Source organism: Exiguobacterium sp. KRL4, assembly GCF_001870785.1.
GTDB lineage: Bacteria > Bacillota > Bacilli > Exiguobacteriales > Exiguobacteriaceae > Exiguobacterium_A.
The window spans coordinates 344773-362061 of sequence record NZ_MOLV01000004.1; the positions used below are offsets into that span (position 1 = coordinate 344773).

Consider the following 17289-nt stretch of genomic DNA (forward strand, 5'->3'; position numbering starts at 1 on the left):
ACGTCATGCGACGCGGAAAGGCAAGTGAGCTTTTTTTGATTACACATAACGTGCAAAATGACGTTCAAGCATTTCTTGAACGGTAGCGATGATGGCACAAATTCCCCAATAGATAAAGGCAATCACGAAATAAACCGTCATATAATCAAACTCACGACCGCCAACGATTTTAGCCCGCTGAAAAATCTCAGGAACGGTAATCATCGCAGCAAGCGAAGAGGCTTTGACTAAATCAAGAAGGACGTTCGATAACGGAGGAATCGCTAAACGAACTGCCTGAGGCAAGATGATGCCTGCAAAAATCCGGTAGCGGGACAGACCTAACGATTCAGCAGCTTCCTGTTGTCCCCGGTCGATCGATAAGATGGACGAGCGGATGATTTCGGCCATATAAGCGGCACTGTTCAAACTAAATCCAGCAATCGCAGCAGTGATTGCATCCAACTGGATATTGATGACGGGCAAACTAAAATAAAGCATAAAGAGTATGACCAAAATCGGCACGCCTCGCATGAAAGAAATGTAGAGAGTCGCCGTTATGCGCAAGAGACGAGATCGAGAGAGGCGCGCTAACGCAAGCAACAATCCGAGACCGAGTCCGATCAGCATGCTGAGAAGTGAGATCCAGAGCGTATGCCCTAATCCCCCCAAGATGTATGGGAATGCCTCGATTGCAAGATCAGGGTTGAAGACGGATCGCCAATCAATATCGGACAAGGCGCTCATTTCACGTCGACGAGTGTCGTCTTGATATCAGGCATTTTCGAGACGTCTTTATTGGCGTAAAACGTTTTCGACAGTTTGGCCAGTGTCCCATCTTTTTTCATCTCATCAATCTGTGCATTGATGTTCGATTGTAATTCTTTATTGTCTAAATCCATGATGAGACCAACTTGACTTGGATTATAGGCGATGTCAGGGTGGATCGTAATATCAAAGTCTTTAAAGAAGTCGATGGCTAAGCTTTGTAGATAATAATCGTTTAAGATGACGTCCGTCCGACCGTTCGAGACGTCCCGTAAATATTGATCGTTCGTTGCATTATCATACGTGACTTCTTTTGCCCCATATTGTTTGGCGACTTGCATATACGTAGTCGTCGCTTCTCCAGCCGCTTTTTTTCCTTTTAAATCTTCGAGTGATTTAATACCTGACAAGTCACTTTTACGAACGATCGCCGTTCCGTACGTGTATTTATACGGTTTAGAGAAGGCGAACTTCCCTTTTCGTTCTTCCGTAATCGTAATATCGTTTGCTGCAAGGTCGACTTGCCCTGTATTGATGCTCGTTAACATCCCATCAAATGACATTTCCTTGAATTTCACTTTTAAATCAAGACGTTTCGCGACTTCCTTGACAACCTCGACATCAAATCCTGTCAGTTTGTTATTTTTTTCTTCATGAAAAGAGGTTGGATAAAGTGTTCCAGCCGTTGCGACCGTTAACGTCCCGTCTTTCTGAATTTTATCGTATGCGGTCATTTGTTTTTCTTCTTGACCACACGCACTAAGGAACAGGGTAGTTCCTGCAATCAAGAGCCCCGTCCACTTTACAGAGTTTTTCATCGTATTACATTCTCCTTTTCCTACAAACCTGGGTAATTTACTTTCTCTTTAAAAATACCATGGAAGAATCAGTTCGCGCAAAAATAAATACGGTTTCAAAAAAGTTTCTATAAAAAAAGAATTCAGAAAAATTATTCATCTATATGTAAGCGTTATCATGATTGATAGACCGTCCATCAACACCTTTCCATTTCATGGATTGAAAAATATACATGGTAGCGAATAAACATAAAAACGTGTAAAGTATATTTTAACTGAATATACAGAAAATTATGAACGGTTAGGAGCGTGGTACTATGTCATTTCATCAAATGCCGGAACGTCAGGGACTCTATGATCCGAAACAGGAACACGATGCATGTGGAATCGGTGTTTACGCCCATCGGACTGGACAAGCGAGTCATGAAATCGTTCAAAATGCCCTGAAGATGTTGTGTCAGATGGAACACCGGGGTGGACAAGGCAGTGATGCCAAAACAGGAGACGGAGCAGGAATCCTGACGCAGCTTCCGGATCGATTATTCCGACAGACATTACGAAATGTCAGCTTACCCCAGAGTGGGGATTACGGTGTGATGATGATGTTTCTTCCACGAGAAGATCGATTGCGTCAACGACTCGAGCGTGCGCTGGAATCGATTATTTTATCCGAGGGGCAGCGACTGATTGAATGGAGAACAGTCCCTGTTTCGAGTACAGTCATCGGTGAAAAAGCCCGTCAAACGGAACCGGTCATTCGCCAATGTTTTATCAAAGCCAAAAAGGTCGAAGGATTGGCTTTTGAACGGACGTTATTCTTGATTCGCCGTTTGTTTGAACGAGAAGCAGATCAGTTAGGAATCGAACAATATGTGTTGAGTAGCTCGAGCGAAACGATTGTCTATAAAGGGTTGGTAACAACCGATCAACTCGGATTGTACTTTGATGATCTTCGAGACGAACGGTATCAGTCCGGTTTTGCGATTGTTCACTCGCGCTTTAGCACAAATACGTTTCCGAGCTGGAAACGTGCCCATCCGAATCGTTATTTGATTCACAACGGGGAAATCAATACGTTACAAGGGAATATCCGAGCCATGCGGAGCCGTGAAAATAGTTTGGCAAAAACGACATATGGTCGCCGGGCGGAAGACGTCTTGCCGATTCTCGATGAGTCAGGTAGCGATTCATCGATGCTTGACAATGCTTTTGAATTTTTATATTTGTCTGGTCTGACGTTAGCAGAGACGGCGTTGATGCTCGTACCGGAGCCGTTTGAACATGCAGAGGTTCGTCCGGCAAAACGGGCCTATTATGAATACCACAGTAGCATGATGGAACCGTGGGATGGTCCGTCAGCCATTGTCTTTACGAACGGAAAGCAAATCGGAGCGACGCTTGATCGAAACGGATTGCGACCGGCACGTTACATGATGATGCGTGATGGCCATTTCATGTTATCTTCTGAGTCCGGTGTGCTACCGGTCGCGGAAAGTGACATTTTATTTAAACGACGGCTCATTCCTGGAGAATTGTTATTACTTGATTTTGCTTCCGGACAATTGATTTCAGATGAAGAAGTCAAACGGGAGCTCGCGATGCGCCATCCGTACGCGGAATGGTTGGCAGAAGAGCGAATTTCGTTATCGGCGACCGTCTCTTCAGAAGAGGTCGACGATGTAGGCACTTTACAGCGCTTATTTGGTTATACCCGTGAAGATATTGATCAGTATTTGATTCCACTTGTGGTTGAGAAAAAAGACCCGCTCGGAGCGATGGGGACGGACATCCCGTTAGCAGTCTTGAGTGAACGGCCACAATCGTTGTTCCGCTATTTTAAACAGTTATTTGCGCAAGTAACGAATCCACCGATTGACGCCTTGCGGGAACAGATTGTCACATCGACGATGACCTGGCTTGGTCAGCAAGGAGAACTGTTGACACCGAATCGTCGAAACTGCCGACGAATCCGTCTGGCTTCACCGATTTTACTACCGACCGAAGCGGCTGCATTAAAACAAACAACACTGGTCCAAAAAACACTTTCGACCTTATTTGATGGTCAGCTTGAAGAGGCACTCGAGAACATACTCGATCAGGCCGTCCATGCTGTTCAGAGTGGGTGTGAATTATTGATCCTCTCCGATCGGAATGTTCGTCCGGGAGCAGTCCCGATGCCGATTCTTCTTGTGACGAGTGCGGTTCATCATCATTTGATTCGTCAAGGGTTACGAACAAAAGTCAGTTTGATCATCGAAGGGGGCGAAATCCGGGAAGTCCATCATTTTGCGGCCTTGATTGGTTATGGCGCCGATGCTGTCCACCCATATTTGGTGTATGCGACATTACAGGATGCGTTAGGTGAGACAATGACGGATTATGAAGTACGGTACCAGGCGGCTGTGACGGAAGGGGTCGTCAAAGTCATGTCCAAGATGGGGATTTCGACCGTCTTCAGTTACCGTGGGGCACAAATCTTCGAAGCCATCGGAATTTCAGAACAGGTCATCAATCGATATTTCACGGGAACCGTCTCCCAGTTAGATGGTTTATCGCTTGATTTGATTGAACAAGAAGCGGTCCGTCAGAATGAAGAAGGCATTCAGCGGACATATCTTGAATCGGGAAGCGTGTTCCGTTATCGGCATGACGGGGAACATCACGCCTTTAATCCGGCGACGATTCATTTGTTACAGCATGCTTGTCGAACGGGACGATATGATTTGTTTAAACGCTATTCTGCTCAGATTCAAGAGGAACCGGCGACATTTTTACGTCATTTGATGACGTTCAAAGAGACGACGCCGATTCCGATTGATGAAGTCGAACCCGTGAGTATCATCGTCCAGCACTTCAAGACGGGAGCGATGTCGTACGGATCGTTATCGAAAGAGGCACATGAGACATTAGCGATTGCGATGAACCGATTGGGTGGGAAAAGTAATAGTGGTGAAGGCGGGGAAGAAGAAGAACGATACGAACAAGATGCGAATGGCGATTCCCGGATGAGCCGTATCAAGCAGATTGCATCTGGCCGGTTCGGAGTGACGAGTCATTACCTCGTCCATGCCGATGAATTACAAATCAAGGTGGCTCAGGGCGCGAAACCGGGCGAAGGGGGGCAATTGCCAGGTGAAAAGGTGTATCCCTGGATTGCACGTGTCCGTGCCTCGACACCGGGCGTCGGATTGATCTCCCCACCTCCACATCATGACATTTATTCGATCGAGGACTTAGCGCAGTTGATTCACGACTTGAAACGGGCGAACGATCAAGCCCGGATCAGCGTCAAACTGGTCGCCAAAGGTGGTGTCGGAACGATTGCAGCTGGTGTTGCGAAGGGGCTTGCCGATGTCATCGTCATCAGTGGACATGATGGTGGAACAGGTGCGTCACCTAAAACGAGCATTCAACATACCGGCTTGCCATGGGAACTTGGCTTAGCCGAGACGCATCAAACCCTTGCATTGAACGGACTTCGTGATCGTGTTGTCTTAGAAACAGACGGCAAACTGTTAACAGGACGCGATGTCGTAATTGCAGCAATGTTAGGGGCGAATGAGTATGGATTTGCGACAGCCCCGTTGATCGCCGTCGGTTGTATCATGATGCGGGCCTGCCATCTGGATACGTGTCCTGTTGGTGTCGCGACGCAAGATCCAAAATTACGTGAGAAGTTTACGGGAACGGCGGATCATGTCGTGCACTTCATGGAATTCGTAGCGGAAGAAGTACGTGAATATTTGGCTCAACTCGGTGTCCGGAGTTTGTCAGAGCTAGTGGGTCGGACGGATTTGTTGCAAACGTCCGATCGGTTGACGACACACTGGAAAGCCGCGAGTCTCGATTTGTCCCGCCTGTTCGTCATGCCGGACTATCAAGCGGCGAAACGACAGGATCAACAGCATCATCTGTCTGCATCGTTTGACGGACGGGAGTTGAAACCACTCGTGACGGATCACTCCTTCACGGAACGGCAGACGTATGCGTTTGATGTCACCAATACGGACCGTGCCATCGGAACGAATACGGGAGCACGCTTGAGTAGAATCTACGGTGCGATGGGGCTTCCGGCTGACCGTTTGACGCTGAACCTAACCGGATCCGCTGGTCAAAGCTTAGGTGCCTACTTGCCGCGGGGGATGACGCTACAAGTCATCGGTGACGCCAATGATTATGTTGGTAAAGGATTATCAGGAGGAATCATTTCCGTCCGTCCGCAACCTCGGTCCAGTTTTGTTTCTTCGGAGCAAGTCATCATCGGAAACGTCGCCCTGTATGGAGCGACGAGCGGAGAACTCTATATCAACGGTCAAGCTGGTGAACGGTTTGCTGTTCGAAACAGTGGGGCGACAGCAGTCGTCGAAGGAATCGGAAATCATGGTCTTGAATATATGACGGGTGGCAGTGTCGTCATTCTAGGGGATGTCGGGCTGAACTTTGCGGCCGGCATGTCGGGTGGTGTTGCTTACGTTTTGCCGAAAGACCCAGGACGGTTTCGGTCGCGGGTCAATCTGGAACTTGTGACGATGGGAGCTGTCACGGATCCAGAAGAAGCGACCCGGTTGAAAACATTCATCGAACGACATGTAGCGCGAACGGACAGTGAACAAGGTCATGCAGTCCTTGCGAACTGGGATCATGTACTCAGCTCGTTCATCCGTGTCATTCCGACGACCTATCAAGCTGTGACATCATTGATGGCAGAGTATGCACAACAAGGACACAATACGGAAGAAGCGATGTTACTTGCGTTTGAGACGCACATCGGACGCGGAACAGGAGGTAAAAAATGAATAGACGGGATCAATTCATGTCAGTTTCTCGCCAGTCCGGTCAGGAACGGGATAGCAGTGAACGAATCGGTGATTTTAACGAATATAAAGAACGTTTCACAGAAGCGGAAGCGTCAGAACAAGCAAGTCGTTGTATGGATTGCGGGACACCTTTTTGCCATGTCGGGGAAACATACGGTCAAGTGAAAATCGGTTGCCCCGTCTACAACCTGATTCCGGAATGGAACCTCCTCGTCGAACAAGGAAACTTCCGAGAGGCACTGGAGCGGCTTCAACAAACCAATAACTTTCCTGAGTTCACGGGTCGTGTTTGTCCTGCCCCGTGTGAAGGGTCTTGTACGTTATCGATCAATGAACCGGCCGTTACGATTAAGCATATCGAACGGACAATCATCGATATCGGATTTGAGAAAGGATGGGTCCAACCACGTATCCCGGCGGTCAGAAGTCAGCACCGGATTGCCATCGTTGGTTCTGGACCAGCTGGTTTAGCCGCAGCCGATCAATTGAACCAGGCAGGTCATCAGGTCACTGTTTTCGAACGGGAGGATCAGATTGGAGGATTGCTGACGTACGGGATTCCGGCGATGAAGCTGTCGAAAGAGATCGTCGCCCGACGTGTCCGTTTACTAGAGACGGAAGGAATCAGCTTTCAGACTGGTGTGACGATTGGTCTTGATCTGTCACTGGATCAATTAGAGGCAGAGTACGATGCAGTCATTCTTTGTGTCGGAGCGACCGAACCGAGAAGATTACACGATGTACCGAGTCGTGGTGTCGGATATGCGATGGATTATTTGACGAGTGTGACGCGACATCTGTTGACGGGACAGTCGTTAACGACACTTCACGATACAAAAGGAAAAGATGTGTTGGTCATCGGTGGTGGAGATACGGGAGCCGATTGTGTAGCAACGGCGCTTCGTCAAGGTTGCCGGTCAGTCGTCCAGTTTGGGAAACACGAGATGCCGGGTCAAGTTCGTTCACCGGAAAACATGTGGCCCGACACACCAAACTTATATACGCTCGATTATGGATACGAGGAAGCACTGGTGCAGTTCGGTCGTGATCCCCGCGAATATCTGATTGCGATTGATCGGTATACGACGAGTGATGCCGGGCAATTAACGGGTGTCTGGACGATTCATAACGAAAAAATCCATCACCCAGATGGTCGGATCGAATTCCGAGCCGTTTCAGGTACCGAAAAATACTTCCCGGTTGATACGATGTTGATTGCGATCGGCTTTAGTGGTGTCGAACAAGATGTCCTGCGCCACTTAGCGATTGATAGTGAAAATGGAAAGATTAAGACAGCAGCCTATGCAACAAACCGTCCCGGTGTATTCGCAGCAGGAGATGCTCGACGTGGACAATCCTTAATCGTCTGGGCAATCCGTGAAGGACGGGAAGTTGCTGAGGTGGTCGAGCACCATCTGCTGACACTAAAAAAAACAGGTTAAATATGATGGAAACGTTCGAATCCTCTTGTTGAGGAATCGGGCGTTTTTTTGTGTCCAGAAGAGGTATAGGCTAGGATGATGAAGCTATCGTACAAACGATATAAGTTAATTGCTCTAAACAATCAACCGTAAGTCATTGTTGAAAAAACATGATAATCATGTTTTTTTATAATGGCTAATAAGCAAATAAATTGATTTTAAGTCATAAAAATTTTACGGATTTGATTTAAAGTTCAGTTGATCAACGTTTAGAAAATCGTATTTTAAAAACTATGTTCTCGACGTTGATTTCCAGATTTATAGCATAAATTTGTTAACTTGTGTATAACAGATTTAGAATATTCGTTATCGAATATTTTTTAACTTCTTTGCGATGTACGCTATAGAAACGGAACTAATGTCTCATCCGATTCCAAGTTAAGAGAAGGTGGAATTATGCTGAATTATAAAGTGAACGTATATATGAGCAAAGGTACACGACCTAAGACAAGCAGTACCAACACGATAAAAAACTTAGTCTATACCAGTCAATTTTTATCGCATACACCCGTTCAACTGTTACACCAACTCATTTTTAATCGTTTGACGTTGGAACAGGAAAAAAATCAGAGTCTCATGTACACGTTAGAAGTGAACACGGTCGTTGATCAATATGTCATCGATGTTCGTCTGTACACAGATGAAGCGGTCTGTGCGACGATTGAACGTGGATTGATCGAACTGATTGAACGTGAAGAAGTGCGGCATATCCCACCGCTTGAAATCGGAAAACCTGATTTCGCAGAGTTTGCTCACCTCGTTCTCCACGTCAAACCGGGCGCACTCCGAATCGATCAAGCAAAAATGCAAGAGATTTTTGGTGGATCAGGGGTGCACGGGAAGATCATCTTACAAAAAGAACGGATTGATAGCCGTGAACCCTGTCATTCGATTCAATTGTTGATTGGTGGATCGGAAAAAAGTTTATATAGTTTATCGCATTATCAATTGGATCCATTATTCCGCAAGCATGGTCTATTGATCCAGTCGCTGAATTTGCTACCGTTCGATCTGTTTTCCATCCGCGATAAAGTGGCGATGTTATCTTCTGCCGATGCGAATCGTCTGTGGATTGATGATATTTCCACCTCGAAGAATGGACGAAGTCATCAAATTTGTTTTAAGGACGGTCAGGAGTTCATGACGGTCATCTGTGATTTACACGGAGCGATTCGTTCCTATAAATGTTCGTGAACGAGTCTTTGACGTTTAACATGGTTTCATTTCGGTTAAATCCTTTAGAGAAGAAGTTGAAGCTAAAGAATTGGAGATGAACAAGATGTTATCAGAAAAACAAATCGAGACCTTTAAAACACGTCTACTTAAAGAAAAAGAAAAAACAGAAACGAATATCGAAAACCGGGAATTGGATTACGATACTGGCGAGTTATCAAATTATGATAACCACCCGGGCGATTCGGGGGACGAGTTGTTTTTACGTGAACGCGATCAGGCCATGACAGATATGCAGGAAGACATGTTATCCGACGTGGATTTGGCATTACAGGCAATTGACAATGGGACGTATGGCGTCTGTAAGGTCTGTGGAAAAGAAATCGAACTCGATCGTCTGGATATCATACCAGAGACGCTCCTTTGCATCGAACACGCAAAAGAAGAAGCTGAACGCGAAGGCAACGATCCGATGTCGCGTCCGAGTGAAGAAGATGTTCTAGATCCATCGGTCACGGCAACAGGGAAAGATATTGATGGTACAACGGATGGCTTCAGCAAAGTCAGTGAATTCGGAAATTCGGATACACCTTCTGATAAAGAAGATGGCATCGACCCGACCCGTTAAGCCGATCCAGTTCAAAAACCGTTCATCGCTTGAGGATGAACGGTTTTTGGTTTTAAAAGTGGTTGTTATTATCGGAAAATTTTGACTTTTGACAAAAATTTGGTAGGATAGACAAGAGAGGTCATTTCATACAGGACAAAAATGAAAGCGCATACATGAAATTACTTCTCGCCGCTTTGCCATTTTATTTTGAAGGAGGAATAGTAGCATGATTTATGAGATTCCAAACACGCAAGGGTCGAAGGTACAATACAAGGATCGGTATGAAAACTTCATCAACGGAAAGTGGACAGCACCCGTCGGAGGCGAATACTTTGATAACATCACGCCAATCACAGGCAAAGTGTTATGCCAAGTCGCGCGTTCTGGAAAAGAAGATGTTGAGCTTGCACTTGATGCAGCACATGCAGCAAAAGACGCTTGGGGAAAAACATCTGTTGCAGAACGTTCCAATATCTTAAATAAAATCGCGAATCGGATGGAAGAAAATTTAGAGATGTTAGCGTATGCGGAAACACTGGAAAATGGAAAAGCGGTTCGGGAAACATTAAATGCCGACTTACCACTAGCAATTGACCATTTCCGCTATTTTGCAGGTGTCATTCGCGCTCAGGAAGGATCGATTGGTGAGTTGGATAATGATACGGTCGCTTATCATTTCCATGAGCCACTCGGTGTCGTTGGTCAAATCATTCCATGGAACTTCCCGATTCTGATGGCAGTCTGGAAACTGGCACCAGCACTCGCAGCGGGGAACTGTGTTGTTTTAAAACCAGCGGAACAGACGCCGGCTAGCATCATGTTGTTGATGGAATTGATTGAAGACTTATTGCCAGCAGGTGTCTTGAATATCGTTAATGGATTTGGACTCGAAACAGGAAAACCCCTTGCCTCGAGTAAACGGATCGCGAAAATTGCTTTTACGGGAGAAACGACGACGGGACGACTCATCATGCAATATGCCTCCCAAAACATCATTCCCGTCACGCTTGAGCTAGGTGGAAAATCACCGAATATCTTCTTCGCGGACATCATGGAGGCGGATGATGCCTTCTTCGATAAAGCGATTGAAGGATTACTGATGTTTGCCTTGAATCAAGGGGAAGTCTGTACGTGTCCATCGCGTGCCTTAATTGAAGAATCGATTTATGAGCCGTTCATGGAACGTGTGCTCGAACGGGTCAAAGCAATCAAGTTAGGGAATCCGCTTGACGCGGACGTCATGATGGGCGCACAAGCATCAAGCGAACAGATGGAAAAAATTCTTTCCTATCTCGAAATCGGAAAATCTGAAGGGGCAGAATGTCTGATTGGCGGAGAACGGAACCACCTCGACGGGGATTTAGCGGAAGGGTACTATATCCAACCAACCATCTTTAAAGGGCACAACAAGATGCGGATTTTCCAAGAAGAGATTTTTGGTCCCGTTCTATCGGTCACAACTTTCAAGACCGAAGAAGAAGCCTTACAAATTGCGAATGACACGTTGTATGGTCTAGGAGCCGGCGTTTGGACGCGTGACATGAACAGAGCCTATCGGTTCGGGCGGGCAATCGAGGCAGGACGCGTCTGGACGAATTGTTACCATCAGTACCCAGCACATGCTGCGTTCGGTGGGTATAAGATGTCTGGGATCGGCCGCGAAAACCATAAGATGATGCTCAACCATTACCAACGGACCAAAAATCTACTTGTCAGTTACAGTCCGGACAAACTTGGTTTCTTCTAAAATGAAGAAAGGGTGTGGCGACGTGGTCGAACGTGTGCTTGCGACGGATGCTGGTTTAGAATTGATTGAATTGCTGAAGGCGAAACACGGACCGCTGATGTTCCATCAATCAGGTGGCTGTTGTGACGGGAGCTCCCCGATGTGTTTTGCAGAAGGGGATTTATTTTTAGGAGATCATGATTTATGGATTGGAACGATTGGTGGCTGTCCGTTTTATATTCATGAAGATCAATATGAATACTGGAAACATACGCAACTGATCATTGATGTTGTCAACGGAAGAGGAGGCATGTTTTCATTAGAAGGGGTCGAAGGAAAACGTTTTTTGACACGATCGCGTGCCTTTACTCCAGACGAATATGCAGAACTCACGGCATCTGCCAAACCATAAAGCAGGAAGAAAAAACACCTCGCTCAAATTTTTAAGGGATGAATCCTTAAACAATCGAGCTGAAGGTGTTTTTTTATAACTCAAAAAGTCAAATGAGAGGTCATGTTTTGTTTCTGGGCTGCGACACGTTATAATTGAAAGATATTTTACAAAAAAGGAGGGGGAGACATGGCAACGTTTCAAGAGCTAACGTCAATCGAAGCCGTAAGGGATTTTTATCTTAAGCAATCGGCAAGTTTTATCTATATCTCCAGTCCGGGCTGTGGCGTCTGCGCCTCGTTGTTTCCACAAATCGAACCTATTTTAACAAACCATCCCGAATTTCGGTCAGCGCATGTCGATTTGAGTATCGTACCGGGAATCGTTGGAGAATTTTCCGTATTTACAGCTCCCGCTTTGTTGTTTTTTTTTCAAGGAAAAGAAATTCATCGAGAAGCGCGGATCGTTCCGATCGAACCGTTTACACGGAAAGTCGAACAGCTTAGTCGATTGGTGGCATCGATAAACTGAAAAAATCCAACATCGTCAGGAGGAAACAATCATGCGCTTTCCCTTTTTAGGCTGGACCGGACAAACGATTGGAGTGACAGCCCCGTCTTCTGGGGTGCTGGAAGACTTACATGCATTGCTGGAAGAAGCAACGTTACGTTTACAGGATCGGCAAATGGCAGTCAAAATCGGACAAACGGTTTGGACGCAACATCAGGCGGAAAGTGCTCCGGCTCAATCGCGCGCAGACGAATTGAATGAGATGCTACAAAATCCAGACATTGATGCGATCATTCCACCCTTTGGAGGGGAACGGGCGATTGATGTGTTACCGTTTCTGGATTTCGGACGAATCCCGGCAAAGTGGCTGCTCGGTTATTCTGATATCAGTACTGTATTGTTTGCCATCACGGTCAAGACAGGCATTGCGACGGCGCATGGACCGAACTTCGTAGACATGCGCAGCGAAGAGTGGGATGAAACGACGACGGCCTGGCGGCGTGTGCTGGCTACGCCTGCCGGAGGAACAGTCACGCAGTGGACGTCTGATCTGTACCAAACCAAGTGGAATCATTCGGAACGACCGGACCGTTACATGTATCATCTTGATGCAACGACAGAGTGGAAAACAATGGATCCAACACAAAAGCAGGCATCCGGCCGGTTGCTTGGCGGATGTCTTGAGACAATTCGTCATCTCATCGGAACACCGTACGGAGGAGTTGAAGCGTTTCAGGCAAATCAGATCAATGAAGAACCTATCCTTTGGTACTTCGAGGTGTCGGAAGCCAGTGCCACCGATGTCCACCGTTCACTGATGCAGATGTACCTCGCCGGTTGGTTCAAGCAGGCATCCGGAATCGTGTTTGGAAGAACGGCAGGCGGACGGACCATCGAGGATTATACGATAGTAGATGTCTATGAGACGTTTAAAAGGATGTTGGACATTCCGGTGTTTTACGATCTTGACATCGGACATCAACCGCCGCAAATGACACTCGTCAACGGGGCGTCAGCGACCATCACGATTCAAGGAAAAGATTCTAGATTAGACATGACCTTTCAGTAATCTAGAAGAGGAGGACAGATATGGCGAGTCGGAAGTTTCAATCGTTAGCAGCCTATAAACGGGTGCACATCAATCCGGAAACACGTCGGATGACCTTACCTGAACCATTTTATGATGCGTTACAGTTAAAAGATGAACTGATGTTGGCACAGGTCGGTCAAGTGCTGATTATACGCAATCCACAAGAACTTGTAACGACAGAAACGGATTTGCTGTCCGACATCGTTGAAGAAGGATTCACAGGACAAGAATTAGTTCAAGAATTTGCTTACCGAAAGGCGCAACACGAACATCGTCTGCGGCAACAAATTTTACAAGAAGAGGACAGCGAATCCTCGGCACAACTACAAATCGATTTATAAGAGTGGATGAGGAGTGGAAAGTAATGCGTAAACGAACAAAAATCGGCTTAGGCGTCATCGGGTCAGGAATGCTCGCAGCAAGTTATTACTTTTATGAAATGGCGATTGCGACTAACCCTAAACCCTTTTTATCGAACAATCGTGATCTCAGCGACGAGATGGTCCGCTTGATGCAACCCGGTCAAACGTGGATCAAAGAACAGCCGCTGGAGCTGATTGAAGTAAAAGCCCATGACGGATTAACGTTGCGCGGTCATTATTTGCCACCGCTCATTCCATCCAACCGTGTTGTGATTTTAGTTCATGGATACGGCGGTGTCGGAACAGACTTAGCCGGATTTGCGTATCTGTACCATCAAGCTGGTTTCCATGTCATGATGCCGGACAACCGCGGACACGGAAAAAGTGACGGGAACTACATTGGTTTTGGTTGGCATGACCGGGAAGATTGTCTCCGATGGACAGAATATCTGGTTGCTCGTCTTGGTCAAGAGAGTGCAATTTTCTTGCACGGTGTCTCTATGGGCGGGGCGACCGTCCTGATGACAAGTGGTGAAGTTTTACCACGGCAAATCAAAGGCATCATTTCCGATTGTGCTTATACGTCGGTCAATGCGGTTCTTTCCTATCAGATGAAACGGATGTATCGTTTGCCGCACTTTCCGTTTTTGACGATGACAAGCATCTTAACGAAACTAAAAGCAGGCTATTTTTTCAGTGAAGCTTCCGCACTCAAGCAAGTGAAGCGTGCAACGGTTCCGATTTTATTTTTACACGGCGGAGCCGATACGTTTGTTCCAACCTCGATGGTCTATGAACTGTATCAAGCCTGCCCGACGGAAAAGGAATTGGTAGTCATTCCAAATGCCGCTCATGCGATGGCTTATTTTGAAGATCCGGACACATATGATACGGTCGTTGAAAAATTTGTCCGACGGATTTTAGGCGAACCAATGGAACAAGTATAAAAAAATGAATGAAACCGTTGACATGAAAAACACTATTTAGTATTCTAATAACATAAATAGAAGTCGTCGTGGCGGAACTGGTAGACGCGCTAGACTCAGAATCTAGTGGTGGCAACACCGTGGAGGTTCAAGTCCTCTCGGCGGCATTTGTAAGTGAAAATAGGAGTATTCTTCGCGAGAAGAGCGCTCCTATTTTTTATGGAAAAAATCTTGATTCATGTCCTTAATAAGTTTGTTCGTAAAATTTGAATTTTTCTGATAAAATATGTGTTAAGGAAAAGATTTTGAGTAAATTACAAGGGAGAAGGCATTTGTCTTCAAGAGAGGAGTAACAACATGAAAAAGCATTTATCGGTTTTATTTTTACTGCTCAGCTGTTTAATGGTATTGAGTGCATGCAGTATCGGATCACAAGACGAGGTTTCGAAAGACAAGACGTACAAAGTCGGAATCGATGTCACATATCCACCGTTTGAATATAAAGACGGGGACACATATAAAGGAATCGATATTGATATCATCAAAGCCATTGCGAAGGATCAAGGTTTTAAAATCAAGTTTGAAGCAATGGATTTCAGCGGAATCATTCCAGCCCTTCAAGCCAATCAATTGGATGTCGCGATTGCTGGTATGAGCATCACACCGGAGCGGAAAAAAGTCGTGACGTTCTCAGACCCTTACTTTAAAGCCGGATTGATTTTAGTCGTCAAAGATGACAACAATAAAATTAAGTCGGTCGATGATTTGAAAGGACAGAAAGTAGCTGTCAAAAAGGGAACGACAGGTGCAAAATATGCGACGGACAATGCAGATAAGCTAGGCATTACAGTCACGCAATTCAATGACAGTCCGGCGATGTTCCAGGAAGTCAAAAATGGAAACGCGGCTGCCTTGATTGAAGATTATCCGGTCATCTCGTATGCGAACAAACAACAAAACCTCGGTCTGAAACTCGTCGGAGACCGTTTGAATGGCGATAATTACGGAATCGCCGTCTTAAAAGGTGAAAACGAAGAGTTGATGAAAAAAATCAACAAAGGACTCGCTAACTTGAAAGAAAGCGGCGAGTACGACAAAATCGTCGATACGTATTTAAAATAAGAAGATTTGAACGAAAGACAAGGGAGTTGAGTCACTGATGGAAGTCGCAAAAACGGCGTTTCCGTTTTTCTTGGAAGGGTTACAAATTACCCTCTATATCTTTATCATCGCGGTCATCGTTGGATTTTTAATCGGCTTGATCGTCGCATTGATGCGTTTGTCTCCACTGAAGATTTTAAACGGAATCGCCATCGTCTACATCGATGTCATCCGCGGGACACCGTTCATCGTCCAGTTATTTTTCATCTATTTTGGACTCAATTCGCTCGAGTGGTTGTCGATGGACCGAATGTATGCCGGAATCCTGACAGTCGCGATTAATGCTGGAGCCTACTTCGCAGAAATCATCCGAGCCGGGATTCAATCGATTGATAAAGGTCAAACCGAAGCGTCCCGTTCACTTGGGATGACAGGATCTCAAACGATGACACAAATCATTTTGCCGCAAGCCTTTCGCCGGATGTTACCGACGATTACGAACCAATCGATCATCAGCTTAAAAGATACGTCGTTACTATCGATCATCGGTATCGCGGATTTGACGCAACAGGGACAAGTGCAACAGGCGACGACGTTTGAACCATTCATCGTCTGGACGGTCGTCGGTCTGATGTACTTCGTCGTCATCTATCTCCTTTCACTGTTAGGGAAATTCTTGGAACGGAGGTTTACGCTACGATGAGTATCATTGAAGTCAAACAACTAAAAAAGTCATTTGGTTCGAATGAAGTATTAAAAGACATTTCCGTTGAAATCAAAGAAAAAGAAGTCGTTTGTGTCATCGGACCTTCGGGATCCGGGAAAAGTACGTTTCTCCGCTGTTTGAACCGGCTGGAAGATATTACAGGTGGCACAGTCATCGTTGATACACACGACATCACGGATCCGAAAGTCGATATCAATAAAGTACGGGAAGAAGTCGGAATGGTGTTTCAACACTTCAACTTGTTTCCACATAAAACAGTGCTCGAGAACGTGACGCTTGCACCGATGAAAGTCCGGAAAACGGAAAAAAATCAAGCGAAACAGCGGGCGTTCGAACTGCTTGATAAAGTCGGATTGCGGGAAAAAGCGGATAATTATCCGGGCGAACTGTCCGGTGGTCAAAAACAACGGGTCGCGATTGCCCGTGCCCTGGCGATGAATCCGAAAATCATGTTGTTCGACGAACCGACGTCTGCGCTCGATCCCGAGATGGTCGGTGATGTTCTTGCTGTCATGAAACAGTTGGCACTCGAAGGGATGACGATGATTGTCGTCACGCACGAGATGGGATTTGCCCGTGAAGTCGGTGACCGGGTTCTTTTCATGGACGGTGGTTTCATCGTCGAAGAAAATATCCCGAGTTTATTGTTTGATTCGCCACAACACGAACGGACACAGTCGTTTTTAAGTAAAGTCTTATGATACACGAAATCGAGTATGGATGACCTTCAGGAAGGTTATTCATACTCTTTTTTTGTAGAAAACATCAGTTTTCGCCTAGAGATGTTTGATTCATAAACAACACAGGGTACAGTCATAAGAAAAACTTATA

Annotated in this window: 15 protein-coding genes and 1 tRNA gene; 14 read left to right on the forward strand and 2 right to left on the reverse strand. The window is 46.0% G+C overall.

Annotated features, from left to right (window positions below; genetic code table 11):
• Nucleotides 1–39: 39 nt before the first annotated feature.
• Nucleotides 40–726, reverse strand: a complete 687-nt coding sequence (locus tag BLD48_RS04110; protein ID WP_071499050.1) for an amino acid ABC transporter permease — start codon at nucleotides 724–726, stop codon at nucleotides 40–42.
• The gene (locus BLD48_RS04115; RefSeq protein WP_071499051.1) at nucleotides 723–1565 is read right to left on the reverse strand and encodes a transporter substrate-binding domain-containing protein; all 843 of its coding nucleotides are present in this window, start codon (nucleotides 1563–1565) and stop codon (nucleotides 723–725) included. The genes BLD48_RS04110 and BLD48_RS04115 overlap by 4 nt, the downstream gene beginning before the upstream one ends.
• A 296-nt stretch (nucleotides 1566–1861) precedes the next feature.
• Here BLD48_RS04115 and gltB point away from each other — a divergent pair, with 296 nt between their 5' ends.
• From gltB to BLD48_RS04185, 14 genes are all read left to right on the forward strand, one after another.
• A complete protein-coding gene (gltB, locus tag BLD48_RS04120; protein WP_071499052.1) occupies nucleotides 1862–6340 on the forward strand; it encodes a glutamate synthase large subunit in 4479 nt (1492 codons plus the stop codon).
• Complete coding sequence (locus BLD48_RS04125; RefSeq protein ID WP_071499053.1) at nucleotides 6337–7803, forward strand: glutamate synthase subunit beta; 1467 nt, start codon at nucleotides 6337–6339, stop codon at nucleotides 7801–7803. The genes gltB and BLD48_RS04125 overlap by 4 nt, the downstream gene beginning before the upstream one ends.
• A gap of 462 nt (nucleotides 7804–8265) precedes the next feature.
• Nucleotides 8266–9036, forward strand: coding sequence for a hypothetical protein (locus BLD48_RS04130; RefSeq protein ID WP_236629936.1), 771 nt, complete (start codon nucleotides 8266–8268; stop codon nucleotides 9034–9036).
• 85 nt (nucleotides 9037–9121) lie between these two features.
• On the forward strand, nucleotides 9122–9643 hold the full coding sequence (locus tag BLD48_RS04135) for a TraR/DksA C4-type zinc finger protein (protein WP_071499055.1): 522 nt from the start codon (nucleotides 9122–9124) through the stop codon (nucleotides 9641–9643).
• A gap of 208 nt (nucleotides 9644–9851) precedes the next feature.
• The gene (adh, locus tag BLD48_RS04140) at nucleotides 9852–11372 is read left to right on the forward strand and encodes an aldehyde dehydrogenase (protein WP_071499056.1); all 1521 of its coding nucleotides are present in this window, start codon (nucleotides 9852–9854) and stop codon (nucleotides 11370–11372) included.
• A 22-nt stretch (nucleotides 11373–11394) separates the two neighbouring features.
• A complete protein-coding gene (locus BLD48_RS04145) occupies nucleotides 11395–11763 on the forward strand; it encodes a DUF779 domain-containing protein (RefSeq protein ID WP_071499057.1) in 369 nt (122 codons plus the stop codon).
• A 168-nt stretch (nucleotides 11764–11931) separates the two neighbouring features.
• Nucleotides 11932–12273 carry a thioredoxin family protein gene (locus BLD48_RS04150; RefSeq protein WP_071499058.1) on the forward strand — a complete coding sequence of 114 codons (342 nt, stop codon included), beginning with the start codon at nucleotides 11932–11934 and terminating at the stop codon, nucleotides 12271–12273.
• A gap of 31 nt (nucleotides 12274–12304) precedes the next feature.
• On the forward strand, nucleotides 12305–13321 hold the full coding sequence (locus tag BLD48_RS04155; RefSeq protein WP_083412236.1) for a S66 family peptidase: 1017 nt from the start codon (nucleotides 12305–12307) through the stop codon (nucleotides 13319–13321).
• A 20-nt stretch (nucleotides 13322–13341) separates the two neighbouring features.
• Nucleotides 13342–13683, forward strand: a complete 342-nt coding sequence (locus BLD48_RS04160; protein WP_071499060.1) for a hypothetical protein — start codon at nucleotides 13342–13344, stop codon at nucleotides 13681–13683.
• Between the two features lie 23 nt (nucleotides 13684–13706).
• Nucleotides 13707–14651: an alpha/beta hydrolase gene (locus BLD48_RS04165; RefSeq protein ID WP_071499061.1), complete on the forward strand. Its 945-nt coding sequence runs from the start codon at nucleotides 13707–13709 to the stop codon at nucleotides 14649–14651.
• A gap of 62 nt (nucleotides 14652–14713) precedes the next feature.
• Nucleotides 14714–14797, forward strand: a tRNA-Leu gene (locus BLD48_RS04170).
• A gap of 235 nt (nucleotides 14798–15032) precedes the next feature.
• The gene (locus BLD48_RS04175) at nucleotides 15033–15752 is read left to right on the forward strand and encodes a transporter substrate-binding domain-containing protein (RefSeq protein ID WP_483297292.1); all 720 of its coding nucleotides are present in this window, start codon (nucleotides 15033–15035) and stop codon (nucleotides 15750–15752) included.
• Between the two features lie 37 nt (nucleotides 15753–15789).
• Nucleotides 15790–16434, forward strand: coding sequence for an amino acid ABC transporter permease (locus BLD48_RS04180; RefSeq protein WP_071499063.1), 645 nt, complete (start codon nucleotides 15790–15792; stop codon nucleotides 16432–16434).
• Entirely contained in the window at nucleotides 16431–17159 is a 729-nt protein-coding gene (locus tag BLD48_RS04185) for an amino acid ABC transporter ATP-binding protein (protein WP_071499064.1), read from the forward strand. The genes BLD48_RS04180 and BLD48_RS04185 overlap by 4 nt, the downstream gene beginning before the upstream one ends.
• Nucleotides 17160–17289: the final 130 nt, after the last annotated feature.

What these genes read in the sequence shown, in the direction of transcription:
- BLD48_RS04180 (WP_071499063.1), top strand. Translation starts at nt 15,790, where the DNA reads ATGGAAGTCGCAAAAACGGCGTTTCCGTTTTTCTTGGAAGGGTTACAA.
- BLD48_RS04110 (WP_071499050.1), bottom strand. Translation starts at nt 726, where the DNA reads ATGAGCGCCTTGTCCGATATTGATTGGCGATCCGTCTTCAACCCTGAT.
- BLD48_RS04165 (WP_071499061.1), top strand. Translation starts at nt 13,707, where the DNA reads ATGCGTAAACGAACAAAAATCGGCTTAGGCGTCATCGGGTCAGGAATG.
- BLD48_RS04135 (WP_071499055.1), top strand. Translation starts at nt 9,122, where the DNA reads ATGTTATCAGAAAAACAAATCGAGACCTTTAAAACACGTCTACTTAAA.
- BLD48_RS04160 (WP_071499060.1), top strand. Translation starts at nt 13,342, where the DNA reads ATGGCGAGTCGGAAGTTTCAATCGTTAGCAGCCTATAAACGGGTGCAC.
- BLD48_RS04130 (WP_236629936.1), top strand. Translation starts at nt 8,266, where the DNA reads ATGAGCAAAGGTACACGACCTAAGACAAGCAGTACCAACACGATAAAA.
- adh (WP_071499056.1), top strand. Translation starts at nt 9,852, where the DNA reads ATGATTTATGAGATTCCAAACACGCAAGGGTCGAAGGTACAATACAAG.
- BLD48_RS04185 (WP_071499064.1), top strand. Translation starts at nt 16,431, where the DNA reads ATGAGTATCATTGAAGTCAAACAACTAAAAAAGTCATTTGGTTCGAAT.
- BLD48_RS04125 (WP_071499053.1), top strand. Translation starts at nt 6,337, where the DNA reads ATGAATAGACGGGATCAATTCATGTCAGTTTCTCGCCAGTCCGGTCAG.
- BLD48_RS04155 (WP_083412236.1), top strand. Translation starts at nt 12,305, where the DNA reads ATGCGCTTTCCCTTTTTAGGCTGGACCGGACAAACGATTGGAGTGACA.
- BLD48_RS04175 (WP_483297292.1), top strand. Translation starts at nt 15,033, where the DNA reads ATGGTATTGAGTGCATGCAGTATCGGATCACAAGACGAGGTTTCGAAA.
- BLD48_RS04150 (WP_071499058.1), top strand. Translation starts at nt 11,932, where the DNA reads ATGGCAACGTTTCAAGAGCTAACGTCAATCGAAGCCGTAAGGGATTTT.
- BLD48_RS04115 (WP_071499051.1), bottom strand. Translation starts at nt 1,565, where the DNA reads ATGAAAAACTCTGTAAAGTGGACGGGGCTCTTGATTGCAGGAACTACC.
- gltB (WP_071499052.1), top strand. Translation starts at nt 1,862, where the DNA reads ATGTCATTTCATCAAATGCCGGAACGTCAGGGACTCTATGATCCGAAA.